The following is a 21,936-nucleotide window of genomic DNA, read 5'->3' on the forward strand; positions in this document are numbered from 1 at the left end:
GTTCTCCTAGGCTTCGCACGTAGTCGGGGCCGGGTTGTTCACCAGGCGCTCGAGCGTCGCGCGATCCAATAATTCGGTGTCGAGTTTGATATACACGGCCGCCTCGTCGGCGACCACCACTGCATCGGTTACTCCAACGACGGCCTTCAGACGCTCGGTCAGGCCAGCCTCACGAATCGCCTCGGGCGATAAGGGCAAGCGCAGGCTCGTCACATAGGGAGGTTCGCGCATGGTAACAGCAAAGGCTAACCAAAGTGCAGCCAGCGCGGCGCATCCCAGGAACACAACCGACAAACCGCCATGCTGGAACAGCCAGCCGCCGAGGATCCCGCCCAACGCCGAGCCCAGGAACTGACTGGTGGAATAGACCCCCATCGCCGTGCCCTTGCCGCCCGCCGGTGAAACCTTGCTGATCAACGACGGCAGCGATGCTTCCAGCAGATTGAACGCGGTAAAGAACACCACCGTGCCGATCACCAGCGCCCGCAAGCTATCGCCGAACTGCCAGAAGAATAGCTCAGTGAGCATCAGCGTCATGACGGCGCCGAGCAAAACTCGTTTCATTTTGCGTCGTTTCTCGCCATAGATGATGAACGGAATCATGGCGAAGAACGAAATCAGCAGCGCGGTGAGGTAGACCCACCAGTGCTGTTCCTTGGGCAGGCCAGCCTTCTCGACCAGCGCCAGCGGCAGGGCCACGAAGCTGGACATCAGCATGGCGTGGAGCACGAAAATGCCCAGGTCCAGGCGCAACAGGTCCGGGTGCTTGAGCGTCGGGATCAGCGCCTGGCGCGCCACGCCGGATTCCCGGTGCTGCAACGGCCCGGTGGCGTGCGGCACCATGAACGCCACGATCAGGATCCCCACCAGCGCCATGGCGCCGGTTGCCAGGAACAGGCCGGACAAGCCAAAGGCGCGGGTCAGCAAGGGACCTACCACCATGGCCACGGCGAACGACAGACCAATGGTCATGCCGATCATGGCCATGGCCTTGGTCCGATGCTGTTCGCGGGTCAAGTCTGACAGCAGCGCCATGACAGCCGCGGAAATAGCCCCGGCGCCCTGTAGGATGCGTCCGGCGATCACGCCCCAGATCGAGTCGGCATTGGCCGCCAGCACACTGCCAAGGGCGAAGACGATCAGCCCCAGGTAGATGACCGGACGCCGGCCGATGCGGTCGGAAATGACCCCGAACGGGATCTGGAAGATCGCCTGGGTCAGGCCATAAGCGCCAATCGCCAACCCGATGAGGGCCGGGGTCGCGCCAGCCAGGTCCATGCCATAGGTCGCCAGCACCGGCAACACCATGAACATGCCCAGCATACGGAAGGCGAACACTAGGGCCAGACCGCTTGCTGCGCGTGTCTCGCCACTACTCATGCGTTCGCTGTGGGGATCTTGCATGGAAAAACCTCATGTGAACCGGCGGCGATTCTACCAGTCCCATCGATTGAGAGGGTATATGGCGACCGTTTGCCGCGCAGTCTTCATGTATGGCCGCAATCGCGCCTTCGATAGTGTGCATCCATCCAGTATTTGCCCGTATACTCCTACGTTTTCGACGCCCGCCGAGCGAGGCCACTTTGGACAAGATCCTGATTCGTGGGGCCCGTACCCACAACCTGAAGAACATCGACCTGACCCTGCCACGGGACAAGCTGATCGTCATCACCGGCCTGTCCGGATCCGGCAAGTCATCCCTGGCCTTCGACACGTTGTACGCTGAAGGCCAGCGACGCTATGTCGAATCGCTGTCGGCCTACGCCCGGCAGTTCCTGTCGATGATGGAAAAACCCGACGTCGACACCATCGAAGGCCTGTCGCCGGCCATTTCCATCGAACAGAAGTCGACCTCCCATAACCCCCGGTCGACGGTCGGCACCATCACCGAGATCTACGACTACCTGCGCTTGCTGTATGCGCGGGTCGGTATTCCCCGTTGCCCCGATCACGACATTCCCCTGGAAGCCCAGACCGTCAGCCAGATGGTCGACCTGGTGCTGGCCCAGCCGGAAGGCAGCAAGCTGATGCTGCTGGCGCCAGTGATTCGCGAGCGCAAGGGCGAACACCTGATGGTTTTCGAAGAACTGCGCGCCCAGGGCTTCGTGCGGGCCCGGGTCAACGGCAAGCTGTGCGAACTCGACGAACTGCCGAAGCTGGATAAACAGAAGAAGCATTCGATCGATGTAGTAGTCGACCGCTTCAAGGTCCGGGCCGATCTGCAACAGCGGCTGGCCGAGTCTTTCGAGACGGCGCTTAAACTGGCCGACGGCATCGCCCTGGTCGCACCGATGGACGACGAGCCTGGCGAGGAGATCATTTTCTCCGCGCGCTTCGCCTGCCCGATCTGCGGCCACGCCATCAGCGAGCTGGAACCCAAGCTGTTCTCCTTCAACAACCCGGCTGGCGCCTGCCCGACCTGCGACGGCCTGGGGGTCAAACAGTTCTTCGACACCAAGCGGCTGGTCAATGGCGAGCTGACCCTGGCCGAAGGCGCGATTCGCGGCTGGGACAGGCGCAACGTCTATTACTTCCAGATGCTCGGTTCGCTGGCGGCCCATTACAAGTTCAGCCTGGACAAGCCGTTCAACGAGTTGCCCGCCGAGCAGCAGAAATTCATCCTGCAGGGCAGCGGCTCGCAGAATGTCGACTTCAAATACCTCAACGACCGCGGCGATATCGTCAAGCGCTCCCACCCGTTCGAAGGCATCGTGCCGAACCTGGAGCGACGCTACCGCGAGACAGAGTCGGCCAGCGTGCGCGAAGAACTGGCCAAGTTCCTCAGCACCCAGCCGTGCCCGGATTGCCGTGGCACCCGTCTGCGTCGCGAAGCGCGGCACGTGTGGGTTGGCGAGAAGACGCTGCCGGCGGTGACCAACCTGCCGATTGGCGACGCCACCGAGTATTTCGGCGGCTTGAAGCTCACCGGTCGTCGGGGCGAAATCGCCGACAAGATCCTCAAGGAAATCCGCGAACGCCTGCAGTTCCTGGTGAACGTCGGCCTGGACTACCTGACCCTCGACCGCAGCGCCGACACCTTGTCCGGCGGCGAAGCCCAGCGTATCCGCCTCGCCAGCCAGATCGGCGCCGGCCTGGTGGGGGTGATGTACATCCTCGACGAGCCATCCATCGGCCTGCACCAACGGGATAACGATCGGTTGCTCGGGACCCTGAAGCACCTGCGGGACATCGGCAACACGGTGATCGTGGTCGAGCACGACGAGGACGCCATCCGCCTGGCCGACTACGTGGTCGACATCGGCCCGGGCGCGGGCGTGCATGGCGGGCATATCGTCGCCCAGGGCACCGCCGCCGAAGTCATGGCGCACCCTGACTCGCTGACGGGCAAATACCTGTCGGGTCGGGTCAAGATCAAGGTCCCGGCCAAACGTACGCCGCGCAACAAAAAGTTATCGCTGACCCTCAAGGGTGCTCGCGGCAACAACTTGCGCAACGTCGACCTGGAAATCCCGATCGGCCTGCTGACCTGCGTTACCGGCGTGTCCGGCTCCGGCAAGTCGACGCTGATCAACAACACCCTGTTCCCCCTCAGCGCCACGGCCCTGAACGGCGCCACCACCCTGGAAGCGGCCGCCCACGACAGCATCAAGGGCCTGGAGCACCTGGACAAGGTGGTCGACATCGACCAGAGCCCGATTGGCCGTACCCCGCGCTCCAACCCGGCGACCTATACCGGGCTGTTTACGCCGATCCGCGAACTGTTCGCCGGCGTGCCGGAGTCCCGTTCACGGGGCTACGGCCCGGGGCGTTTCTCGTTCAACGTCAAGGGCGGGCGCTGCGAAGCCTGCCAGGGCGATGGCCTGATCAAGGTGGAAATGCACTTCCTGCCAGACATCTACGTGCCGTGCGATGTGTGCAAGAGCAAGCGCTACAACCGCGAAACCCTGGAGATCAAGTACAAGGGCAAGAACATCCACGAAACCCTCGAGATGACCATCGAGGAGGCCCGGGTGTTCTTCGACGCGGTGCCGGCCCTGGCGCGCAAGCTCCAGACGCTGATGGATGTCGGCCTGTCGTATATCAAGCTGGGGCAGTCAGCAACGACGTTGTCCGGCGGTGAAGCCCAGCGGGTCAAGTTGTCCCGCGAGTTGTCCAAGCGCGACACCGGCAAGACCCTGTATATCCTCGACGAGCCGACCACAGGTCTGCACTTCGCCGATATCCAGCAATTGCTCGACGTGCTGCACCGCCTTCGCGACCACGGCAACACCGTGGTGGTGATCGAACACAACCTGGACGTGATCAAGACCGCTGACTGGCTGGTGGACCTGGGGCCGGAAGGCGGTTCCAAGGGTGGCCAGATCATCGCCGTAGGGACGCCGGAACAAGTGGCCGAGATGAAGCAGTCCTACACCGGCTACTACCTCAAGCCGCTGCTGGAACGTGATCGGGACTGATTTCACCCGAGCACGAAAAAGCCCCTGTCATCTCATCAATGACAGGGGCTTGATCGTTCCCACGCTCTGCGTGGGAATGCAGCTTGGGACGCTCTGCGTTCCCTTTCCCAGCAATCAGAACTGCGATTGCAGGTAGTTTTCCAACCCGATCAGCTTGATCAGACCCAACTGCTTCTCCAGCCAGTAGGTGTGGTCTTCTTCGGTGTCGGCGAGCTGGATCCGCAGGATCTCGCGGGTCACATAGTCGTTGTGCTGCTCGCAGAGCTCGATGCCTTTGCACAGCGCAGCGCGGACTTTGTATTCCAGGCGCAGGTCGGCAGCGAGCATATCGGGCACCGTGGTACCGACGTCCAGGTCATCGGCGCGCATGCGTGGCGTGCCTTCGAGCATCAGGATCCGGCGCATCAGCGCATCGGCGTGCTGGGTCTCTTCTTCCATCTCGTGGTTGATACGTTCGTAGAGCTCGGTAAAACCCCAATCCTCGTACATCCGCGAATGGATGAAATATTGATCACGGGCTGCCAGTTCGCCTGTCAGCAGCGTGTTGAGGTAATCGATTACGTCTGGGTGACCTTGCATCGCCCTACATCTCCACAAGCTTTTAAAGGTTGTAGTTTGAACCAAGCTGACCGCAAGGTCACTGCCTCAACGCTACAAAAGCGAAGAAAATCCGAGAAAACCAGGTTAAATAACGCAAAAACCGCCCTAATGAGGGCGGTTCTGCTTCTCGTTTAGACTTAGTTAAGCGCTACACCCAAGGCTTTTGCGATGCCTTCTCCATAGGCAACATCGGCCTTGAAGAAATGCTGCAACTGACGGTCCACCACATCTGCCGACACGCCTCCCATTGCACCGGCGATGTTGCTGATCAACAGCGCCTTCTGCTCATCGCTCATCAAACGGAACAGCGCACCGGCGTGACTGTAGTAGTCGGTGTCTTCGCGATGGTCGTAACGATCCGCCGCGCCGCTGAGGGCCAGTGCTGGTTCTGCGTAGCGTGGGGCCTGCTTCGGCGCTTCCACGTAGCTGTTAGGCTCGTAGTTCGGTGCCGCCCCGCCATTGCTGCCAAACGCCATGGCGCCGTCGCGCTGGTAGGTATTGACCGGACTGCGCGGCGCATTCACCGGCAATTGCTGGTGATTGGTGCCCACACGGTAGCGGTGCGCATCAGCATAGGCGAAGACACGGCCCTGCAGCATGCGGTCCGGCGACAGACCCACCCCTGGCACCATGTTGCTAGGGCCAAACGCCGCTTGCTCGACTTCAGCAAAGTAATTCAGCGGGTTACGGTTGAGCTCGAGCACACCGACTTCGATCAGCGGAAACTCTTTCTGCGACCAGGTCTTGGTGACGTCGAACGGATTCTCGTAATGCGCTGCCGCCTGGGCCTCGGTCATGACCTGGATGCAAACGCTCCATTTCGGGAAGTCACCGCGCTCGATGGCGCCGAACAAGTCACGCTGGGCGTAATCCGGGTCGGTACCCGCCAGGCGTGCTGCTTCTGCCGGCGCGAGGTTCTTGATCCCTTGCTGGGTCTTGTAGTGCCACTTCACCCAGTGGCGCTCACCCTGCGCGTTGATCAGGCTGTAGGTGTGGCTGCCAAAGCCGTGCATGTGGCGGTAGCCATCCGGAATACCGCGATCGGAGAACAGAATGGTGACCTGGTGCAACGCCTCAGGCGAATGCGACCAGAAATCCCACATCGCCTGGGCGCTTTTCAGGTTGCTTTGCGGCAGACGTTTCTGGGTGTGGATGAAGTCGGGAAACTTCAACGGATCACGGATGAAGAATACCGGCGTATTGTTGCCGACGATGTCCCAGTTGCCTTCCTCGGTGTAGAACTTCAGGGCGAAACCGCGCGGATCGCGTTCAGTGTCGGCCGAACCACGCTCACCGCCCACAGTGGAGAACCGCAGGAAGGTGGGAGTCTGCTTGCCAACTGATTCGAACAACTTGGCGCTGGTGTACTGGGTGATGTCCCGGGTAACGGTGAATGTACCGTAGGCGCCCGAGCCCTTGGCGTGCACGCGGCGCTCAGGAATGTTCTCGCGATTGAAGTGAGCAAGCTTCTCGATCAGGTGGAAATCGTCGAGCAGCAGCGGGCCGCGCGGGCCGGCGGAACGAGAGTTCTGGTTATCGGCGACAGGAGCGCCGCTGGCGGTCGTAAGCGTTTTGGTCTGGCTCATGCTCAATCTTCCTAGGTCGGTCTTCGAACTGCCGGCTAATCGGCTGGAAAGGAGTATTGATCATATTAATGACAGTATCCAAATTCATTAAATCATGGACATCGATAGTCATTATCTAATGCTGAGTACTTGCCAATAGCCAAGCCGGTCAAAGCGGCTTGCCTGCATTTCCTTCAGGCAACAAAAAACCGGGCACAAGGCCCGGTTTTTTGTATGTTGCCGACTTACTCAGCGGATACAGCTTCACCGCTGGTAGCACGATCAACCAACTCGACGTACGCCATAGGCGCGTTGTCGCCAGCGCGGAAACCGCACTTGAGGATGCGCAGGTAGCCACCCTCACGGGTAGCGTAACGCTTGCCCAGGTCGTTGAAGAGCTTACCAACGATAGCTTTCGAACGAGTACGGTCGAAAGCCAGACGACGGTTAGCCAGGCTATCTGTCTTGGCCAGAGTGATCAGCGGCTCAGCAACGCGACGCAGTTCTTTGGCTTTCGGCAGTGTAGTTTTGATCAGCTCGTGCTCGAACAGCGACACCGCCATGTTTTGGAACATGGCCTTGCGGTGCGAGCTGGTGCGGCTCAGGTGACGACCACTTTTACGATGACGCATGGTTCATTCCTTACCAAACACAACGTTCGGTGATTACGACGATCAGGCAGTCGCCTTGTCGTCCTTCTTAAGACTTGCAGGCGGCCAGTTGTCGAGGCGCATGCCGAGGGACAGACCGCGGGAGGCCAGAACGTCCTTGATTTCAGTCAAGGATTTCTTGCCAAGGTTCGGAGTCTTCAACAGCTCTACTTCGGTACGCTGAATCAGGTCGCCGATGTAGTAGATGTTTTCCGCCTTAAGGCAGTTAGCCGAACGTACAGTCAGTTCCAGATCGTCAACCGGGCGAAGCAGGATCGGATCGATCTCGTCTTCCTGCTCGACAACCACTGGCTCACTATCACCTTTGAGGTCGACGAACGCAGCCAACTGCTGTTGCAGGATGGTTGCAGCACGGCGGATAGCCTCTTCAGGATCCAGGGTACCGTTGGTTTCCAGATCAATAACCAGCTTGTCCAGGTTGGTACGCTGTTCGACACGGGCGTTTTCCACCACGTATGCGATACGGCGAACCGGGCTGAACGAAGAGTCAAGCTGCAAGCGACCGATGCTGCGGCTTTCGTCTTCATCGCTCTGACGCGAGTCTGCCGGTTCATAACCACGACCACGAGCTACGGTGAGCTTCATGTTCAGGGCGCCGTTAGACGCCAGGTTAGCGATTACGTGATCGGGGTTAACGATCTCGACATCATGATCCAGCTGAATATCGGCAGCGGTAACCACCCCCGAACCCTTCTTCGACAAGGTCAGCGTAACTTCGTCACGACCGTGCAGCTTGATAGCCAGACCTTTAAGGTTCAACAGGATTTCAATTACATCTTCCTGTACACCTTCGATGGCGCTGTACTCGTGGAGCACACCGTCAATCTCGGCCTCGACTACTGCACAGCCGGGCATTGAGGACAACAGGATGCGGCGCAGCGCGTTGCCCAGGGTGTGGCCGAAACCACGCTCGAGAGGCTCGAGTGTGATCTTGGCGCGGGTTGGACTGACAACCTGCACATCAATATGGCGGGGTGTCAGGAACTCATTTACCGAAATCTGCATGGATGCACCTATTTTCTAGCCCTTACTTGGAGTAGAGCTCGACAATCAGGCTTTCGTTGATGTCGGCGGACAGATCACTGCGAGCAGGAACGTTCTTGAAAACGCCCGACTTCTTCTCAGTGTCTACTTCTACCCATTCTACGCGGCCACGTTGGGCACACAGATCGAGAGCTTGGACAATGCGAAGTTGGTTCTTTGCTTTCTCGCGAACAGCAACCACGTCACCAGCACGAACCTGGTAGGACGGAACGTTTACGGTCTGACCGTTAACGCTGATCGACTTGTGCGATACCAGCTGACGGGATTCGGCACGAGTAGAACCGAAACCCATACGGTATACAACGTTGTCCAGGCGGCATTCGAGCAGCTGCAACAGGTTTTCGCCGGTTGCGCCTTTCTTGCCAGCAGCTTCTTTGTAGTAGCCGCTGAATTGACGCTCGAGAACGCCGTAGATACGACGGACCTTCTGCTTTTCACGCAGTTGGGTGCCGTAGTCGGACTGGCGACCGCGGCGTTGGCCGTGGATACCAGGTGCTGCTTCAATGTTGCACTTCGATTCGATCGCGCGCACGCCGCTCTTCAGAAAAAGATCGGTGCCTTCGCGACGAGCGAGTTTGCATTTTGGACCAATGTAACGAGCCATTCTTTACAATCTCCTGGATTACACGCGGCGCTTCTTCGGCGGACGGCACCCGTTGTGCGGGATTGGCGTCACGTCGGTGATGCTGGCGATCTTGTAGCCACAGCCGTTCAAAGCGCGGACTGCGGATTCACGACCTGGACCTGGACCCTTGACGTTGACGTCGAGGTTTTTCAGGCCGTATTCCAGCGCAGCTTGACCAGCACGCTCAGCAGCTACTTGAGCAGCGAACGGGGTGGACTTGCGGGAACCGCGGAAACCCGAACCACCGGAGGTAGCCCAGGAAAGAGCGTTACCTTGACGGTCGGTAATGGTCACGATGGTGTTGTTAAAAGAAGCATGGATGTGGGCGATGCCATCAACCACTGTCTTTTTAACTTTTTTACGAGGACGAGCAGCAGGTTTTGCCATGATTAAATTCCTGTCGATTCGCTGGGGCGATTACTTGCGGATCGGCTTACGCGGACCTTTACGGGTACGCGCGTTGGTCTTGGTACGCTGACCGCGTACTGGCAGACCACGACGATGACGCAGACCGCGATAGCAACCGAGGTCCATCAAGCGCTTGATTTTCATGTTGATTTCGCGACGCAGGTCACCTTCAGTGGTGAACTTCGCCACTTCGCCACGCAGCTGTTCAATCTGCTCGTCGCTCAGATCTTTGATCTTTGCCGCTGGGTTGACCCCAGTCACCGCACAAATTTTCTGTGCAGTAGTGCGACCAACACCATAGATGTAGGTCAGCGAGATAACAGTATGCTTGTTATCTGGAATGTTGACGCCTGCAATACGGGCCATTCAGTGGGACTCCAATTGACAGCTACCTACGCCCCGGAAGCCAAGAAATAGGGCGCGAGATAATATCGCTGTAATAACAAATAATCAACCCGGCAGCGCACTAGCTGCCGGGCTTAAAGCACAATCACACTCAGCCTTGGCGCTGTTTGTGACGCGGTTCCGCGCTGCAAATTACCCGAACAACACCTTCGCGGCGAATAATCTTGCAGTTACGGCACAGCTTTTTCACCGATGCACGAACTTTCATCACCAACTCCTCGAACCTTATGGACGCTACTCAGCGCAACATGCCGCTGCCGTAGCCCTTCAGGTTGGCTTTCTTCATCAGGGATTCGTACTGGTGCGAAACGAGGTGCGATTGTACTTGGGACATGAAGTCCATCACAACCACGACCACGATCAGCAACGAGGTCCCGCCAAGGTAGAACGGTACGTTTGCCGCAACCACCAGGAACTGGGGCAACAGACAGACGGCCGTCATGTAAAGAGCACCGAACATGGTCAAGCGAGTCAGAACGCCATCAATGTAGCGCGCAGACTGCTCACCTGGACGGATGCCCGGAATAAAGGCACCGGACTTCTTCAGGTTTTCCGCTACGTCTTTCGGATTGAACATCAACGCCGTATAGAAGAAGCAGAAGAAAATAATCCCTGCACTAAACAGCAGAATATTCAACGGCTGACCAGGAGCGATCGACTGCGAGATGTCCTGCAACCAGCCCATACCTTCAGACTGGCCGAACCAGGCACCCAACGAAGCCGGGAACAGCAGGATGCTGCTCGCGAAAATAGCCGGAATTACGCCGGCCATGTTCACCTTCAACGGCAAGTGGCTAGTCTGCGCAGCAAATACCTTGCGGCCCTGCTGACGCTTGGCGTAGTGAACAGCAATACGACGCTGGCCACGCTCAATGAACACCACGAAACCGATAATCGCTACTGCCAGCAGACCGATGGCAACCAGGGCGAAAATGTTGATATCACCCTGACGCGCAGACTCGAAAGACTGCCCGATCGCTCTCGGAAGACCGGCGACGATACCTGCGAAGATCAACATCGAGATACCGTTGCCAACACCACGCTCAGTAATCTGCTCACCCAGCCACATCATGAACATCGCGCCCGCCACAAAAGTGGTTACCGCAACGAAATGAAAGCTGAAGTCAGCAGTGAACGAAACGCCCTGCCCCGCCAAGCCGATGGACATGCCAATGGCTTGAACGAGAGCGAGGACGACAGTGCCGTAGCGGGTGTACTGGCTGATCTTGCGACGGCCAGCTTCACCTTCCTTCTTCAACTGCTCCAGCTGCGGGCTGACGGCGCTCATCAATTGCATGATGATCGATGCCGAAATGTACGGCATGATCCCCAGTGCAAAGATGCTCATCCGCTCCAGCGCGCCGCCGGAAAACATGTTGAACAAGCTAAGAATGGTCCCCTCATTCTGTCGAAACAGGTCCGCGAGTCGGTCCGGGTTGATACCTGGAACCGGGATGTGTGCGCCTATTCGGTAGACGATAATCGCCAGGAACAGAAAACGCAGACGAGCCCAGAGTTCAGACATACCGCCTTTGCCGAGCGCAGAGAGAGCACCTTGCTTAGCCATTTATTCCTCGAACTTGCCGCCAGCTGCTTCGATAGCCGCACGCGCACCTTTGGTGGCGCCGATTCCCTTTCCGATGGTGACAGCACGAGCAACTTCGCCCGACAGCATGATTTTCACACGCTGAACGTTCTGGTTGATCACGTTGGCATCCTTCAGGGACTGCACGGTGACGATGTCGCCGTCCACTTTGGCCAGCTCGGACAGACGCACTTCTGCGCGATCCATGGCTTTCAGGGAAACGAAACCGAACTTCGGCAGGCGACGATGCAGCGGCTGTTGACCGCCTTCAAAGCCTGGAGCAATGGTGCCACCGGAGCGGGAGGTCTGACCTTTGTGGCCACGGCCACCGGTCTTGCCCAAACCACTACCGATACCACGGCCCGGACGATGCTTTTCACGACGGGAACCCGGCGCTGGACTCAGATCATTGAGTTTCATCGATTAACCCTCGACACGCAGCATGTAGTAAGCCTTGTTGATCATCCCGCGATTCTCGGGAGTATCCAGGACTTCTACAGTGTGACCGATGCGACGCAGACCCAGACCCTTAACGCACAGTTTGTGGTTAGGGATGCGGCCGGTCATGCTTTTGATCAGCGTAACTTTTACGGTAGCCATGATCAGAAGATCTCCTTGACGCTTTTGCCACGCTTGGCGGCAATGGATTCAGGAGACTGCATTGCTTTCAAACCCTTGAAAGTGGCGTGAACCACGTTTACCGGGTTAGTCGAGCCGTAGCACTTGGCCAGAACGTTCTGAACGCCAGCAACTTCGAGGACAGCACGCATAGCGCCGCCAGCGATGATACCGGTACCTTCAGAAGCAGGCTGCATGTACACCTTCGAAGCGCCATGGGCAGACTTCATTGCGTACTGCAGAGTGGTGCCGTTCAGATCAACCTGGATCATGTTGCGGCGAGCAGCTTCCATTGCCTTCTGGATCGCAGCAGGCACTTCACGCGACTTGCCACGGCCGAAGCCAACACGGCCTTTACCATCACCCACTACGGTCAACGCAGTGAAAGTGAAGATACGGCCGCCTTTAACGGTTTTGGCTACGCGGTTAACTTGAACCAGCTTCTCGATGTAGCCTTCGTCGCGCTTTTGGTCGTTATTTGACATAACTTAGAACTCCAGCCCAGCTTCACGAGCAGCATCAGCCAGCGCCTTGACGCGGCCGTGGTACTTGAAGCCAGAGCGGTCGAAAGCCACCTGCGAGACGCCAGCGGCTTTAGCACGCGTAGCGACCAGCTGGCCAACCTTAGTGGCCGCGTCGATGTTGCCAGTGGCACCATCACGCAGTTCTTTATCCAAAGTCGAGGCACTTGCCAGGACTTTGTTGCCGTCGGCCGAAATGACCTGGGCGTAGATGTGCTGCGACGAGCGGAACACGCAGAGACGCACGACTTCGAGTTCGTGCATTTTCAGGCGTGCTTTGCGAGCGCGACGCAGTCGAGTAACTTTTTTGTCGGTCATTTGCTATGCCCTACTTCTTCTTGGCTTCTTTACGACGGACGACTTCGTCCGCGTAGCGCACACCTTTGCCTTTGTACGGCTCTGGTGGACGGAAGTCGCGGATCTCGGCGGCCACTTGACCTACCAGCTGCTTGTCGATGCCCTTGATCAGGATATCGGTCTGGCTAGGAGTCTCAGCGGTGATGCCTTCCGGCAGTTCATAATCCACTGGGTGCGAGAAGCCAAGAGCCAGGTTCAGCACTGTGCCTTTTGCTTGCGCTTTGTAACCAACACCGACCAGCTGGAGCTTGCGCTCGAAGCCTTGGCTTACGCCTTGGACCATGTTGTTTACCAACGCACGAGTGGTACCAGCCATTGCGCGAGTCTGTTGATCGCCATTGCGAGCAGCGAAACGCAGCTCACCAGCTTCTTCAACGATCTCAACGGACGAATGGATGTTCAGTTGCAGAGTGCCCTTGGCACCCTTCACCGAAAGCTGTTGGCCTGCGAATTTGACTTCGACACCGGCTGGCAGCTTAACGGGGTTCTTAGCGACGCGTGACATGCTTATCCCCCCTTAGAACACAGTGCAAAGAACTTCGCCGCCGACACCGGCAGCGCGCGCAGCACGATCCGTCATCACACCTTTGTTGGTGGAGACGATAGACACGCCCAGGCCGCCGCGAACTTTCGGCAGATCCTCGACGGACTTGTACTGACGCAGGCCTGGACGGCTAACGCGCTTCACTTCCTCGATGACCGGACGGCCTTCGAAGTACTTCAGCTCGATGGACAGCAGTGGCTTGATTTCGCTGCTGATCTGATAACCCGCAATGTAACCTTCGTCCTTCAGGACTTTGGCAACAGCTACCTTCAACGTAGAAGATGGCATGCTTACGACGGACTTTTCAGCCATCTGGGCATTACGGATACGAGTTAGCATGTCCGCTAACGGGTCCTGCATACTCATGGGCTAGACGCTCCTAATACACAAAAAATTAGCCTTTCGGCTAGTACGTGTCGCCGAGCGCATCCGTGCAATAAAAACACGGGCTCAGGCGAGCCGGGTATTCTAGACACACCCCACAAATGAATCAAGCCCCAATAGGGGCTTGATTCATGTTCAAGGTCACCGACGGTCAGGATCTTGCAATCCCGAACGCCGCGACTTTGACAGTGCTTACCAGCTGGCTTTAACCAGACCTGGAACGTCACCACGCATTGCAGCTTGACGCAGCATGTTACGGCCAAGGCCGAACTTGCGGTACACGCCGTGCGGACGACCAGTCAGGCGGCAGCGGTTACGCATGCGCGAGGCGCTTGCGTCACGTGGCTGCTTCTGCAGGGCTACGGTAGCTTCCCAACGCGCTTCTGGACTTGCGTTCAGATCAACGATGATAGCTTTCAGCGCTGCACGCTTGGTGGCGTACTTGGCAACGGTGAGCTGACGCTTCAGCTCACGGTTTTTCATGCTCTTCTTGGCCATTTTCCTACTCCAATCAGTTGCGGAACGGGAATTTGAAAGCGCGCAGCAGTGCGCGACCTTCGTCATCCGTCCGAGCAGTGGTGGTCAGGGTAATGTCCAGACCGCGGAGAGCGTCGATCTTGTCGTAATCGATTTCCGGGAAAATGATCTGCTCTTTAACGCCCATGCTGTAGTTGCCACGACCATCGAAGGACTTGGCATTCAGGCCGCGGAAGTCGCGAACCCGAGGCAGGGAGATCGACAGCAGACGATCCAGGAACTCGTACATACGCTCACGGCGCAGGGTCACTTTGACGCCGATCGGCCAACCTTCACGGACTTTAAAGCCAGCGATGGATTTCCGAGCGTAAGTCACGACGACTTTCTGACCGGTGATCTTTTCCAGGTCAGCAACAGCGTGCTCGATGACTTTTTTGTCGCCGATCGCTTCGCCCAGACCCATGTTCAGGGTGATTTTGGTAACGCGCGGAACTTCCATCACGTTCGAAAGCTTAAGTTCTTCCTTAAGTTTCGGTGCGATTTCCTTCCGGTAAATCTCTTTTAGTCGTGCCATGGTCTTCTACCTAGCAGTGTTCAAGCATCAACCGCTTTTTGGGTCGACTTGAAGACACGAATTTTCTTACCGTCTTCTACTTTGAAACCAACGCGATCAGCCTTGTTGGTTTCGCCGTTGAAGATGGCGACGTTGGAAGCGTGCAGTGGCGCTTCTTTCTCGACGATACCGCCCTGTACGCCCGACATCGGGTTAGGCTTGGTATGACGCTTGACCAGGTTCAGACCACCAACAACCAGACGGTTGTCAGCAAGAACCTTCAGCACCTTACCGCGCTTACCTTTGTCTTTGCCGGCGATCACGATGATCTCGTCGTCACGACGAATCTTTTGCATGTCGGATCTCCTTACAGCACTTCTGGGGCGAGCGAGACGATCTTCATGAACTTCTCAGTACGAAGTTCACGGGTCACTGGCCCAAAGATACGGGTGCCGATCGGCTCTTGCTTGTTGTTCAACAGAACAGCAGCGTTGCCATCAAAGCGGATGATGGAGCCGTCAGCACGACGGACGCCATGGCGAGTGCGGACTACGACAGCAGTCATCACTTGGCCTTTTTTCACCTTACCGCGAGGAATTGCTTCCTTGACGGTAACTTTGATGATGTCACCGATACCAGCGTAACGACGATGGGAGCCACCCAGCACCTTGATGCACATAACACGGCGAGCGCCGCTGTTATCGGCCACATCGAGCATGGATTGAGTCTGAATCATATAATTTCTCCGACCCCTAGCCCTTAGACTTCCACAGCGCGTTCGAGAACATCAACCAGCGCCCAAGACTTGGTCTTGGCCATCGGACGAGTTTCACGAATAGTGACTTTGTCGCCGATGTGGCACTGATTGGTTTCGTCGTGCGCGTGCAGCTTAGTCGAACGCTTAACGTATTTACCGTAGATCGGGTGCTTAACGCGACGCTCGATCAGAACGGTGATGGTTTTGTCCATCTTGTCGCTGACAACACGGCCAGTCAGCGTACGGACAGTTTTTTCGGCTTCAGCCATGATTACTTACCTGCCTGCTGGTTGAGCACAGTTTTCACGCGAGCGATGTCACGCTTAACTTGCGAGAGCAGATGAGACTGCCCCAACTGGCCAGTTGCTTTCTGCATACGCAGATTGAACTGGTCGCGCAGCAGGCCGAGCAGTTGCTCGTTCAGCTGCTGTGCTGATTTTTCACGAAGTTCATTCGCTTTCATCACATCACCGTCCGTTTAACAAAGGAGGTGGCGAGCGGCAGCTTTGCAGCAGCCAGGGCGAAAGCCTCACGCGCCAGCTCTTCAGAAACACCCTCGATTTCATACAGGACTTTGCCTGGCTGAATCTGGGCAACCCAGTACTCCACGTTACCCTTACCTTTACCCATCCGAACTTCGAGTGGCTTCTTGGTGACAGGCTTGTCCGGGAATACACGGATCCAGATCTTGCCGCCACGTTTTACGTGACGGGTCAGAGCACGACGCGCTGACTCGATCTGACGAGCGGTGAGACGACCACGAGCAACAGACTTCAGCGCGAACTCGCCGAAGCTGACTTTGCTACCGCGCAATGCCAGGCCACGGTTGTGACCGGTCATCTGCTTGCGGAACTTCGTACGCTTTGGTTGCAACATTTGGCGTACCCCTTACTTAGCAGCTTTTTTACGAGGCGCTGGTGCTTGTGGCTTCAGTTCTTCTTGGCGACCACCAATTACTTCGCCTTTGAAGATCCAAACCTTTACACCGATCACACCGTAGGTGGTGTGAGCTTCGTAGTTGGCATAGTCGATGTCGGCACGCAGGGTGTGCAGTGGCACACGACCTTCGCGATACCATTCAGTACGTGCGATTTCAGCACCGCCGAGACGACCGCTCACTTGGATTTTGATGCCTTTGGCACCAATGCGCATTGCGTTCTGTACAGCGCGCTTCATAGCGCGACGGAACATTACGCGACGCTCCAGCTGCTGAGCTACGCTCTGCGCAACCAGCATACCGTCGAGCTCCGGCTTGCGGATCTCTTCGATATTGATGTGCACAGGCACACCCATTTGCTTGGTCAGGTCCTGACGCAGTTTCTCAACATCTTCACCTTTCTTCCCGATAACGATACCTGGACGAGCGGTGTGGATGGTGATACGTGCAGTCTGCGCCGGACGATGGATATCGATACGGCTTACGGACGCGCTTTTTAGTTTGTCTTGGAGATACTCACGCACCTTCAGATCAGCGAACAAGTAGTCCGCATAAGTCCGACCGTCTGCGTACCAGACGGAGGTGTGCTCCTTGACGATTCCCAGGCGAATGCCAATGGGATGTACTTTCTGACCCATCTCTTCGACTCCGTTACTTGTCAGCAACCTTGACAGTGATATGGCAAGACCGCTTGACGATGCGATCAGCACGGCCTTTGGCACGTGGCATGATGCGCTTCAGCGAACGCCCTTCGTTGACGAAAACGGTGCTGACCTTCAGGTCATCAACGTCTGCGCCTTCGTTATGCTCGGCGTTGGCTACGGCCGACTCCAGCACTTTCTTCATGATCTCGGCGGCTTTCTTACTGCTGAAAGCCAACAGGTTGAGCGCTTCGCCCACCTTCTTCCCGCGGATCTGGTCGGCGACCAAGCGGGCTTTCTGGGCGGAGATTCGAGCGCCCGACAACTTAGCGGCTACTTCCATTTCCTTACCCCTTAACGCTTGGCTTTCTTGTCAGCCACGTGCCCACGGTATGTGCGGGTACCGGCGAACTCGCCCAGTTTGTGGCCGACCATGTCTTCGTTCACGAGAACTGGGACGTGTTGGCGACCGTTGTGTACTGCGATGGTCAAACCGACCATTTGTGGCAGGATCATCGAACGACGCGACCAGGTCTTAACTGGTTTGCGATCGTTCTTTTCCGCCGCCACTTCGATCTTCTTCAGTAGGTGAAGATCAATAAAAGGACCTTTTTTCAGAGAACGTGGCACTGTCGTATCCCTCTATTTACTTGCGACGACGGACGATCATTTTGTCGGTACGCTTATTACCACGAGTCTTCGCGCCCTTAGTCGGGAAGCCCCATGGCGATACCGGATGACGACCACCAGAGGTACGACCTTCACCACCACCATGTGGGTGGTCAACCGGGTTCATGGCAACACCACGAACGGTTGGGCGAACGCCACGCCAGCGCTTGGCACCAGCTTTACCCAACGAACGCAGGCTGTGCTCGGAGTTCGAGACTTCGCCCAGGGTCGCACGGCATTCAGCCAGTACTTTACGCATCTCACCAGAACGCAGACGCAGGGTCACGTAGACACCTTCACGAGCGATCAGCTGAGCCGAAGCACCAGCGGAACGAGCGATCTGTGCGCCTTTACCTGGCTTCAATTCGATGCCGTGTACGGTGCTACCAACTGGAATGTTACGCAGTTGCAGAGCGTTGCCCGGCTTGATCGGTGCCAGGGCACCTGCGATCAGCTGGTCGCCAGCACTCACGCCTTTAGGGGCGATGATGTAGCGGCGCTCGCCATCTGCGTACAGCAGCAGAGCGATGTGAGCAGTACGGTTTGGATCGTATTCGATACGCTCGACGGTGGCAGCGATGCCATCCTTGTCGTTGCGACGGAAGTCGACCAGACGATAATGCTGCTTATGACCACCACCGATGTGACGAGTGGTAATACGGCCATTGTTGTTACGACCACCAGACTTCGATTTTTTCTCGAGCAGCGGTGCGTGAGGAGCGCCTTTATGCAGCTCCTGGTTGACCACCTTGACCACAAAACGGCGGCCAGGGGAAGTCGGTTTGCATTTAACGATTGCCATGATGCACCCCTTCCTTACTCAGCACTGCTGCTGAAATCGAGATCTTGGCCTGGCTGAAGGGAGATAACTGCCTTCTTCCAGTCATTACGCTTGCCCAGACCGCGAGCAGTGCGCTTGCTTTTACCCAGAACGTTCAGGGTAGTCACGCGCTCTACTTTCACGCTGAACAGGCTTTCGACGGCCTTCTTGATTTCCAGCTTGGTTGCGTCGGTAGCAACCTTGAAAACGAACTGGCCTTTCTTGTCTGCCAGAACCGTAGCCTTCTCGGAAACGTGCGGGCCAAGCAGAACTTTAAATACGCGTTCCTGGTTCATCCCAGCAGCTCCTCGAATTTCTTCACGGCCGACACGGTGATCAACACCTTGTCGTATGCGATCAGACTGACCGGATCGGAACCTTGCACGTCACGAACGTCGACGTGTGGCAGGTTGCGAGCAGCCAGGTACAGGTTCTGATCAACAGCGTCAGACACGATCAGGACGTCAGTCAGGCCCATGCCGTTCAGCTTGTTCAGCAGATCTTTGGTTTTCGGTGCTTCAACAGCGAAGTCCTGAACCACGACCAGACGATCAGTACGCACCAGCTCAGCAAGGATGGAACGCATTGCTGCGCGATACATCTTCTTGTTCAGCTTCTGGGAGTGATCCTGAGGACGAGCTGCGAAAGTGGTACCGCCGCCACGCCAGATTGGGCTACGGATAGTACCGGCACGAGCACGGCCAGTACCTTTCTGACGCCATGGGCGCTTGCCGCCACCGGAAACGTCGGAACGGGTCTTTTGCTGCTTGCTACCTTGACGGCCGCCGGCCATGTAGGCCACGACTGCTTGGTGAACCAGCGTCTCGTTGAATTCGCCGCCAAATGTCAGTTCGGAAACTTCGATCGCTTGAGCGTCATTTACATTTAATTGCATGTCAGCTTCCCCTTAACCGCGAGCCTTGGCTGCTGGACGTACAACCAAGTTGCCGCCAGTAGCGCCAGGAACAGCGCCCTTGACCAACAACAGATTGCGTTCAGCGTCCACGCGCACTACTTCGAGGGACTGCACGGTCACGCGCTCAGCGCCCATATGACCGGACATTTTTTTGCCCTTGAATACACGACCAGGAGTCTGGCACTGGCCGATAGAGCCTGGAACGCGGTGGGATACGGAGTTACCGTGGGTGTTATCTTGCCCGCGGAAGTTCCAACGCTTGATCGTACCCTGGAAGCCTTTACCCTTGGACTGACCGGTTACATCAACCAGTTGACCTGCGGCGAAGATTTCAGCGTTGATCAGATCGCCGGCCTGGTACTCGCCTTCTTCAAGACGGAATTCCATTACGGTACGACCAGCGGCAACGTTCGCCTTGGCGAAGTGGCCAGCCTGAGCTGCTGTTACACGCGAAGCGCGACGCTCGCCGACAGTGACTTGCACTGCACGATAGCCATCGGTCTCTTCAGTTTTGAACTGGGTGACGCGATTCGGCTCGATCTCAATGACCGTGACCGGAATGGAGACACCTTCTTCGGTGAAAATACGGGTCATACCGCATTTACGACCGACTACACCAATAGTCATGTTGTAAACCTCATGAGTGTACGGGGCTTTCACCCGCTATGGCCGCCCATTTCAGAGCGTTACACGACTAAGACCGAGTCTTAGCCGAGGCTGATCTGCACTTCCACACCGGCCGCAAGATCAAGCTTCATAAGTGCATCAACGGTTTTATCCGTTGGCTGGACGATGTCCAGAACGCGCTTATGAGTACGGATCTCGTACTGGTCACGCGCGTCTTTGTTGACGTGCGGGGAGACCAGAACGGTGAACCGCTCTTTACGGGTAGGCAGTGGAATTGGACCACGCACTTGAGCACCAGTACGTTTCGCGGTTTCCACGATTTCCTGGGTGGATTGGTCGATCAGGCGATGGTCAAAAGCCTTCAACCTGATACGGATTTGCTGATTTTGCATTGGATTTCAGACTCCGGCTGCTATTCCCACCGGGCGCAATACGCCCGTTAAAAGGAGGCGCAATTCTATAGACGCCCCCGATAGGTGTCAACCCAATAAAAAAGCCCCCGCTAAGCGGGGGCTTTTTCAATTCATCAAGCTGACTCTATAAGAGACTTACTCGATGACTTTGGCTACGACGCCAGCGCCGACGGTACGACCGCCTTCACGGATAGCGAAACGCAGACCGTCTTCCATCGCGATGGTCTTGATCAGGGTAACAGTCATCTGANGCTACGACGCCAGCGCCGACGGTACGACCGCCTTCACGGATAGCGAAACGCAGACCGTCTTCCATCGCGATGGTCTTGATCAGGGTAACAGTCATCTGAATGTTGTCACCTGGCATTACCATTTCAACGCCTTCTGGCAGCTCGCAGTTACCAGTCACGTCAGTTGTACGGAAGTAGAACTGTGGACGGTAGCCYTTGAAGAACGGAGTATGACGACCGCCTTCTTCCTTGCTCAGAACGTAAACTTCTGCGGTGAACTTGGTGTGCGGCTTGACGGTGCCTGGCTTGACCAGAACCTGGCCACGCTCAACGTCGTCACGCTTGGTRCCGCGCAGCAGCACGCCGCAGTTCTCGCCAGCACGACCTTCGTCGAGCAGCTTGCGGAACATTTCAACGCCGGTGCAGGTAGTTTTCTGAGTGTCGCGCAGACCGACGATCTCAACTTCTTCCTGGATACGGACGATGCCACGCTCAACACGACCAGTCACAACAGTACCGCGACCGGAGATCGAGAATACGTCTTCGATTGGCATCAGGAACGGCTTGTCGATAGCACGCTCTGGCTCTGGGATGTAGCTGTCCAGAGTTTCCACCAGCTTCTTGACAGCAGTGGTGCCCATTTCGTTGTCGTCTTGGCCGTTCAGAGCCATCAGAGCCGAACCGATGATGATTGGAGTGTCATCACCTGGGAAGTCGTAAGTGCTCAGCAGATCGCGCACTTCCATCTCAACCAGTTCCAGCAGCTCAGCGTCGTCAACCATGTCAGCCTTGTTCAGGAAGACAACGATGTACGGAACGCCTACCTGACGGGACAGCAGGATGTGCTCACGGGTTTGTGGCATCGGACCATCAGCGGCCGAGCAAACCAGGATCGCGCCGTCCATCTGGGCAGCACCAGTGATCATGTTTTTTACGTAGTCGGCGTGACCTGGGCAGTCAACGTGTGCGTAGTGACGCACGGCCGAATCGTATTCAACGTGAGCRGTGTTGATGGTGATACCGCGAGCTTTCTCTTCCGGGGCGCTGTCGATCTTGTCGAAGTCAACCTTGGCCGAACCGAAAACTTCGGAGCAGACACGGGTCAGAGCAGCGGTCAGCGTGGTTTTACCGTGGTCAACGTGACCAATGGT

General features: G+C 56.9%; 33 protein-coding genes and 1 pseudogene. 1 reads left to right on the plus strand and 33 read right to left on the minus strand.

The window, feature by feature from the left end; all coding sequences use genetic code 11:
• Window positions 1-6: 6 nt before the first annotated feature.
• Window positions 7-1,404, minus strand: coding sequence for an MFS transporter (locus ASC85_RS28770; RefSeq protein WP_057452332.1), 1,398 nt, complete (start codon window positions 1,402-1,404; stop codon window positions 7-9).
• 179 nt (window positions 1,405-1,583) lie between these two features.
• On the opposite strand from ASC85_RS28770, the gene uvrA reads away from it, so the two are divergent.
• Entirely contained in the window at window positions 1,584-4,418 is a 2,835-nt protein-coding gene (gene uvrA, locus ASC85_RS28775) for an excinuclease ABC subunit UvrA (RefSeq protein ID WP_057452333.1), read from the plus strand.
• 114 nt (window positions 4,419-4,532) lie between these two features.
• On the opposite strand, the gene bfr is transcribed toward uvrA, so the two are convergent.
• From bfr to tuf, 32 genes and pseudogenes are all read right to left on the minus strand, one after another.
• Window positions 4,533-4,997 carry a bacterioferritin gene (bfr, locus tag ASC85_RS28780; RefSeq protein WP_003206084.1) on the minus strand — a complete coding sequence of 155 codons (465 nt, stop codon included), beginning with the start codon at window positions 4,995-4,997 and terminating at the stop codon, window positions 4,533-4,535.
• A gap of 158 nt (window positions 4,998-5,155) precedes the next feature.
• Entirely contained in the window at window positions 5,156-6,604 is a 1,449-nt protein-coding gene (locus ASC85_RS28785; RefSeq protein WP_057452334.1) for a catalase, read from the minus strand.
• A 224-nt stretch (window positions 6,605-6,828) separates the two neighbouring features.
• Complete coding sequence (gene rplQ, locus ASC85_RS28790) at window positions 6,829-7,215, minus strand: 50S ribosomal protein L17 (protein ID WP_003186009.1); 387 nt, start codon at window positions 7,213-7,215, stop codon at window positions 6,829-6,831.
• Window positions 7,216-7,257: 42 nt separating this feature from the next.
• Window positions 7,258-8,259: a DNA-directed RNA polymerase subunit alpha gene (locus tag ASC85_RS28795; RefSeq protein ID WP_003186012.1), complete on the minus strand. Its 1,002-nt coding sequence runs from the start codon at window positions 8,257-8,259 to the stop codon at window positions 7,258-7,260.
• Window positions 8,260-8,281: 22 nt separating this feature from the next.
• On the minus strand, window positions 8,282-8,902 hold the full coding sequence (gene rpsD / locus ASC85_RS28800) for a 30S ribosomal protein S4 (RefSeq protein WP_003176404.1): 621 nt from the start codon (window positions 8,900-8,902) through the stop codon (window positions 8,282-8,284).
• An 18-nt stretch (window positions 8,903-8,920) separates the two neighbouring features.
• Window positions 8,921-9,310: a 30S ribosomal protein S11 gene (gene rpsK / locus ASC85_RS28805; RefSeq protein ID WP_002555466.1), complete on the minus strand. Its 390-nt coding sequence runs from the start codon at window positions 9,308-9,310 to the stop codon at window positions 8,921-8,923.
• 30 nt (window positions 9,311-9,340) lie between these two features.
• Window positions 9,341-9,697, minus strand: coding sequence for a 30S ribosomal protein S13 (rpsM, locus tag ASC85_RS28810; protein WP_003186020.1), 357 nt, complete (start codon window positions 9,695-9,697; stop codon window positions 9,341-9,343).
• A gap of 130 nt (window positions 9,698-9,827) precedes the next feature.
• Window positions 9,828-9,944 (minus strand): 50S ribosomal protein L36, encoded by a 117-nt coding sequence (gene rpmJ, locus ASC85_RS31925; RefSeq protein ID WP_002555468.1) that lies wholly within the window; start codon window positions 9,942-9,944, stop codon window positions 9,828-9,830.
• Between the two features lie 30 nt (window positions 9,945-9,974).
• Window positions 9,975-11,303, minus strand: coding sequence for a preprotein translocase subunit SecY (gene secY / locus ASC85_RS28815; RefSeq protein ID WP_003186029.1), 1,329 nt, complete (start codon window positions 11,301-11,303; stop codon window positions 9,975-9,977).
• Window positions 11,304-11,741, minus strand: coding sequence for a 50S ribosomal protein L15 (gene rplO, locus ASC85_RS28820; protein WP_003186032.1), 438 nt, complete (start codon window positions 11,739-11,741; stop codon window positions 11,304-11,306). It lies immediately after the preceding gene.
• A gap of 3 nt (window positions 11,742-11,744) precedes the next feature.
• Complete coding sequence (rpmD, locus tag ASC85_RS28825) at window positions 11,745-11,921, minus strand: 50S ribosomal protein L30 (protein ID WP_003186033.1); 177 nt, start codon at window positions 11,919-11,921, stop codon at window positions 11,745-11,747.
• Between the two features lie 2 nt (window positions 11,922-11,923).
• Window positions 11,924-12,424 carry a 30S ribosomal protein S5 gene (gene rpsE / locus ASC85_RS28830; protein ID WP_003186035.1) on the minus strand — a complete coding sequence of 167 codons (501 nt, stop codon included), beginning with the start codon at window positions 12,422-12,424 and terminating at the stop codon, window positions 11,924-11,926.
• Window positions 12,425-12,427: 3 nt separating this feature from the next.
• Window positions 12,428-12,778: a 50S ribosomal protein L18 gene (gene rplR / locus ASC85_RS28835; protein ID WP_003186037.1), complete on the minus strand. Its 351-nt coding sequence runs from the start codon at window positions 12,776-12,778 to the stop codon at window positions 12,428-12,430.
• 10 nt (window positions 12,779-12,788) lie between these two features.
• Window positions 12,789-13,322 carry a 50S ribosomal protein L6 gene (gene rplF, locus ASC85_RS28840; RefSeq protein WP_003186039.1) on the minus strand — a complete coding sequence of 178 codons (534 nt, stop codon included), beginning with the start codon at window positions 13,320-13,322 and terminating at the stop codon, window positions 12,789-12,791.
• Between the two features lie 12 nt (window positions 13,323-13,334).
• Complete coding sequence (gene rpsH, locus ASC85_RS28845) at window positions 13,335-13,727, minus strand: 30S ribosomal protein S8 (protein ID WP_017848802.1); 393 nt, start codon at window positions 13,725-13,727, stop codon at window positions 13,335-13,337.
• A 210-nt stretch (window positions 13,728-13,937) separates the two neighbouring features.
• Window positions 13,938-14,243: a 30S ribosomal protein S14 gene (gene rpsN, locus ASC85_RS28850; RefSeq protein WP_003186042.1), complete on the minus strand. Its 306-nt coding sequence runs from the start codon at window positions 14,241-14,243 to the stop codon at window positions 13,938-13,940.
• A gap of 13 nt (window positions 14,244-14,256) precedes the next feature.
• Window positions 14,257-14,796: a 50S ribosomal protein L5 gene (gene rplE, locus ASC85_RS28855; protein ID WP_003186044.1), complete on the minus strand. Its 540-nt coding sequence runs from the start codon at window positions 14,794-14,796 to the stop codon at window positions 14,257-14,259.
• Window positions 14,797-14,816: 20 nt separating this feature from the next.
• Window positions 14,817-15,131 carry a 50S ribosomal protein L24 gene (gene rplX, locus ASC85_RS28860; RefSeq protein WP_003186046.1) on the minus strand — a complete coding sequence of 105 codons (315 nt, stop codon included), beginning with the start codon at window positions 15,129-15,131 and terminating at the stop codon, window positions 14,817-14,819.
• Between the two features lie 11 nt (window positions 15,132-15,142).
• Window positions 15,143-15,511 (minus strand): 50S ribosomal protein L14, encoded by a 369-nt coding sequence (gene rplN, locus ASC85_RS28865; RefSeq protein WP_002555479.1) that lies wholly within the window; start codon window positions 15,509-15,511, stop codon window positions 15,143-15,145.
• Between the two features lie 23 nt (window positions 15,512-15,534).
• On the minus strand, window positions 15,535-15,801 hold the full coding sequence (gene rpsQ, locus ASC85_RS28870; RefSeq protein WP_003194644.1) for a 30S ribosomal protein S17: 267 nt from the start codon (window positions 15,799-15,801) through the stop codon (window positions 15,535-15,537).
• 2 nt (window positions 15,802-15,803) lie between these two features.
• Window positions 15,804-15,995 (minus strand): 50S ribosomal protein L29, encoded by a 192-nt coding sequence (gene rpmC / locus ASC85_RS28875; protein WP_002555481.1) that lies wholly within the window; start codon window positions 15,993-15,995, stop codon window positions 15,804-15,806.
• Complete coding sequence (gene rplP, locus ASC85_RS28880) at window positions 15,995-16,408, minus strand: 50S ribosomal protein L16 (protein ID WP_003186052.1); 414 nt, start codon at window positions 16,406-16,408, stop codon at window positions 15,995-15,997. Before rplP ends, rpmC begins: the two co-directional genes overlap by 1 nt.
• A gap of 12 nt (window positions 16,409-16,420) precedes the next feature.
• Complete coding sequence (rpsC, locus tag ASC85_RS28885) at window positions 16,421-17,107, minus strand: 30S ribosomal protein S3 (RefSeq protein ID WP_003176422.1); 687 nt, start codon at window positions 17,105-17,107, stop codon at window positions 16,421-16,423.
• Window positions 17,108-17,120: 13 nt separating this feature from the next.
• Entirely contained in the window at window positions 17,121-17,453 is a 333-nt protein-coding gene (gene rplV / locus ASC85_RS28890; protein ID WP_003103908.1) for a 50S ribosomal protein L22, read from the minus strand.
• An 11-nt stretch (window positions 17,454-17,464) separates the two neighbouring features.
• Window positions 17,465-17,740: a 30S ribosomal protein S19 gene (gene rpsS / locus ASC85_RS28895; RefSeq protein ID WP_002555486.1), complete on the minus strand. Its 276-nt coding sequence runs from the start codon at window positions 17,738-17,740 to the stop codon at window positions 17,465-17,467.
• A 16-nt stretch (window positions 17,741-17,756) separates the two neighbouring features.
• Entirely contained in the window at window positions 17,757-18,581 is an 825-nt protein-coding gene (rplB, locus tag ASC85_RS28900; RefSeq protein WP_003186055.1) for a 50S ribosomal protein L2, read from the minus strand.
• 14 nt (window positions 18,582-18,595) lie between these two features.
• Window positions 18,596-18,895: a 50S ribosomal protein L23 gene (rplW, locus tag ASC85_RS28905; RefSeq protein ID WP_002555488.1), complete on the minus strand. Its 300-nt coding sequence runs from the start codon at window positions 18,893-18,895 to the stop codon at window positions 18,596-18,598.
• Entirely contained in the window at window positions 18,892-19,494 is a 603-nt protein-coding gene (rplD, locus tag ASC85_RS28910; protein ID WP_003186057.1) for a 50S ribosomal protein L4, read from the minus strand. The genes rplW and rplD overlap by 4 nt, the downstream gene beginning before the upstream one ends.
• Window positions 19,495-19,506: 12 nt before the next feature.
• Window positions 19,507-20,142, minus strand: a complete 636-nt coding sequence (gene rplC / locus ASC85_RS28915) for a 50S ribosomal protein L3 (RefSeq protein ID WP_003186059.1) — start codon at window positions 20,140-20,142, stop codon at window positions 19,507-19,509.
• Window positions 20,143-20,222: 80 nt separating this feature from the next.
• The gene (gene rpsJ, locus ASC85_RS28920) at window positions 20,223-20,534 is read right to left on the minus strand and encodes a 30S ribosomal protein S10 (protein WP_003186070.1); all 312 of its coding nucleotides are present in this window, start codon (window positions 20,532-20,534) and stop codon (window positions 20,223-20,225) included.
• Between the two features lie 156 nt (window positions 20,535-20,690).
• Window positions 20,691-20,801: an elongation factor Tu gene (locus ASC85_RS34025; protein WP_082534534.1), complete on the minus strand. Its 111-nt coding sequence runs from the start codon at window positions 20,799-20,801 to the stop codon at window positions 20,691-20,693.
• A gap of 5 nt (window positions 20,802-20,806) precedes the next feature.
• Window positions 20,807-21,936 (minus strand): annotated as a pseudogene (gene tuf, locus ASC85_RS28925) (elongation factor Tu); the annotation flags it as partial.

Origin of the sequence: Pseudomonas sp. Root401, assembly GCF_001425105.1 — a bacterium.
Lineage (GTDB): Bacteria > Pseudomonadota > Gammaproteobacteria > Pseudomonadales > Pseudomonadaceae > Aquipseudomonas > Aquipseudomonas brassicacearum.

What these genes read in the sequence shown, in the direction of transcription:
- rplW (WP_002555488.1), bottom strand. Translation starts at nt 18,895, where the DNA reads ATGAACCAGGAACGCGTATTTAAAGTTCTGCTTGGCCCGCACGTTTCC.
- ASC85_RS34025 (WP_082534534.1), bottom strand. Translation starts at nt 20,801, where the DNA reads ATGACTGTTACCCTGATCAAGACCATCGCGATGGAAGACGGTCTGCGT.
- rpsD (WP_003176404.1), bottom strand. Translation starts at nt 8,902, where the DNA reads ATGGCTCGTTACATTGGTCCAAAATGCAAACTCGCTCGTCGCGAAGGC.
- rpsN (WP_003186042.1), bottom strand. Translation starts at nt 14,243, where the DNA reads ATGGCCAAGAAGAGCATGAAAAACCGTGAGCTGAAGCGTCAGCTCACC.
- rplO (WP_003186032.1), bottom strand. Translation starts at nt 11,741, where the DNA reads ATGAAACTCAATGATCTGAGTCCAGCGCCGGGTTCCCGTCGTGAAAAG.
- rpsQ (WP_003194644.1), bottom strand. Translation starts at nt 15,801, where the DNA reads ATGGCTGAAGCCGAAAAAACTGTCCGTACGCTGACTGGCCGTGTTGTC.
- rpmJ (WP_002555468.1), bottom strand. Translation starts at nt 9,944, where the DNA reads ATGAAAGTTCGTGCATCGGTGAAAAAGCTGTGCCGTAACTGCAAGATT.
- rpsE (WP_003186035.1), bottom strand. Translation starts at nt 12,424, where the DNA reads ATGTCAAATAACGACCAAAAGCGCGACGAAGGCTACATCGAGAAGCTG.
- ASC85_RS28795 (WP_003186012.1), bottom strand. Translation starts at nt 8,259, where the DNA reads ATGCAGATTTCGGTAAATGAGTTCCTGACACCCCGCCATATTGATGTG.
- rplB (WP_003186055.1), bottom strand. Translation starts at nt 18,581, where the DNA reads ATGGCAATCGTTAAATGCAAACCGACTTCCCCTGGCCGCCGTTTTGTG.
- rplP (WP_003186052.1), bottom strand. Translation starts at nt 16,408, where the DNA reads ATGTTGCAACCAAAGCGTACGAAGTTCCGCAAGCAGATGACCGGTCAC.
- rplC (WP_003186059.1), bottom strand. Translation starts at nt 20,142, where the DNA reads ATGACTATTGGTGTAGTCGGTCGTAAATGCGGTATGACCCGTATTTTC.
- rplF (WP_003186039.1), bottom strand. Translation starts at nt 13,322, where the DNA reads ATGTCACGCGTCGCTAAGAACCCCGTTAAGCTGCCAGCCGGTGTCGAA.
- rpsM (WP_003186020.1), bottom strand. Translation starts at nt 9,697, where the DNA reads ATGGCCCGTATTGCAGGCGTCAACATTCCAGATAACAAGCATACTGTT.
- rplR (WP_003186037.1), bottom strand. Translation starts at nt 12,778, where the DNA reads ATGACCGACAAAAAAGTTACTCGACTGCGTCGCGCTCGCAAAGCACGC.
- secY (WP_003186029.1), bottom strand. Translation starts at nt 11,303, where the DNA reads ATGGCTAAGCAAGGTGCTCTCTCTGCGCTCGGCAAAGGCGGTATGTCT.
- rpsC (WP_003176422.1), bottom strand. Translation starts at nt 17,107, where the DNA reads ATGGGTCAGAAAGTACATCCCATTGGCATTCGCCTGGGAATCGTCAAG.
- rpsJ (WP_003186070.1), bottom strand. Translation starts at nt 20,534, where the DNA reads ATGCAAAATCAGCAAATCCGTATCAGGTTGAAGGCTTTTGACCATCGC.
- bfr (WP_003206084.1), bottom strand. Translation starts at nt 4,997, where the DNA reads ATGCAAGGTCACCCAGACGTAATCGATTACCTCAACACGCTGCTGACA.
- rplN (WP_002555479.1), bottom strand. Translation starts at nt 15,511, where the DNA reads ATGATTCAGACTCAATCCATGCTCGATGTGGCCGATAACAGCGGCGCT.
- rplX (WP_003186046.1), bottom strand. Translation starts at nt 15,131, where the DNA reads ATGCAAAAGATTCGTCGTGACGACGAGATCATCGTGATCGCCGGCAAA.
- rpsH (WP_017848802.1), bottom strand. Translation starts at nt 13,727, where the DNA reads ATGAGTATGCAGGACCCGTTAGCGGACATGCTAACTCGTATCCGTAAT.
- ASC85_RS28785 (WP_057452334.1), bottom strand. Translation starts at nt 6,604, where the DNA reads ATGAGCCAGACCAAAACGCTTACGACCGCCAGCGGCGCTCCTGTCGCC.
- rplE (WP_003186044.1), bottom strand. Translation starts at nt 14,796, where the DNA reads ATGGCACGACTAAAAGAGATTTACCGGAAGGAAATCGCACCGAAACTT.
- rpmD (WP_003186033.1), bottom strand. Translation starts at nt 11,921, where the DNA reads ATGGCTACCGTAAAAGTTACGCTGATCAAAAGCATGACCGGCCGCATC.
- rpmC (WP_002555481.1), bottom strand. Translation starts at nt 15,995, where the DNA reads ATGAAAGCGAATGAACTTCGTGAAAAATCAGCACAGCAGCTGAACGAG.
- rplV (WP_003103908.1), bottom strand. Translation starts at nt 17,453, where the DNA reads ATGGAAGTAGCCGCTAAGTTGTCGGGCGCTCGAATCTCCGCCCAGAAA.
- rpsK (WP_002555466.1), bottom strand. Translation starts at nt 9,310, where the DNA reads ATGGCAAAACCTGCTGCTCGTCCTCGTAAAAAAGTTAAAAAGACAGTG.
- rplD (WP_003186057.1), bottom strand. Translation starts at nt 19,494, where the DNA reads ATGCAATTAAATGTAAATGACGCTCAAGCGATCGAAGTTTCCGAACTG.
- rplQ (WP_003186009.1), bottom strand. Translation starts at nt 7,215, where the DNA reads ATGCGTCATCGTAAAAGTGGTCGTCACCTGAGCCGCACCAGCTCGCAC.
- ASC85_RS28770 (WP_057452332.1), bottom strand. Translation starts at nt 1,404, where the DNA reads ATGCAAGATCCCCACAGCGAACGCATGAGTAGTGGCGAGACACGCGCA.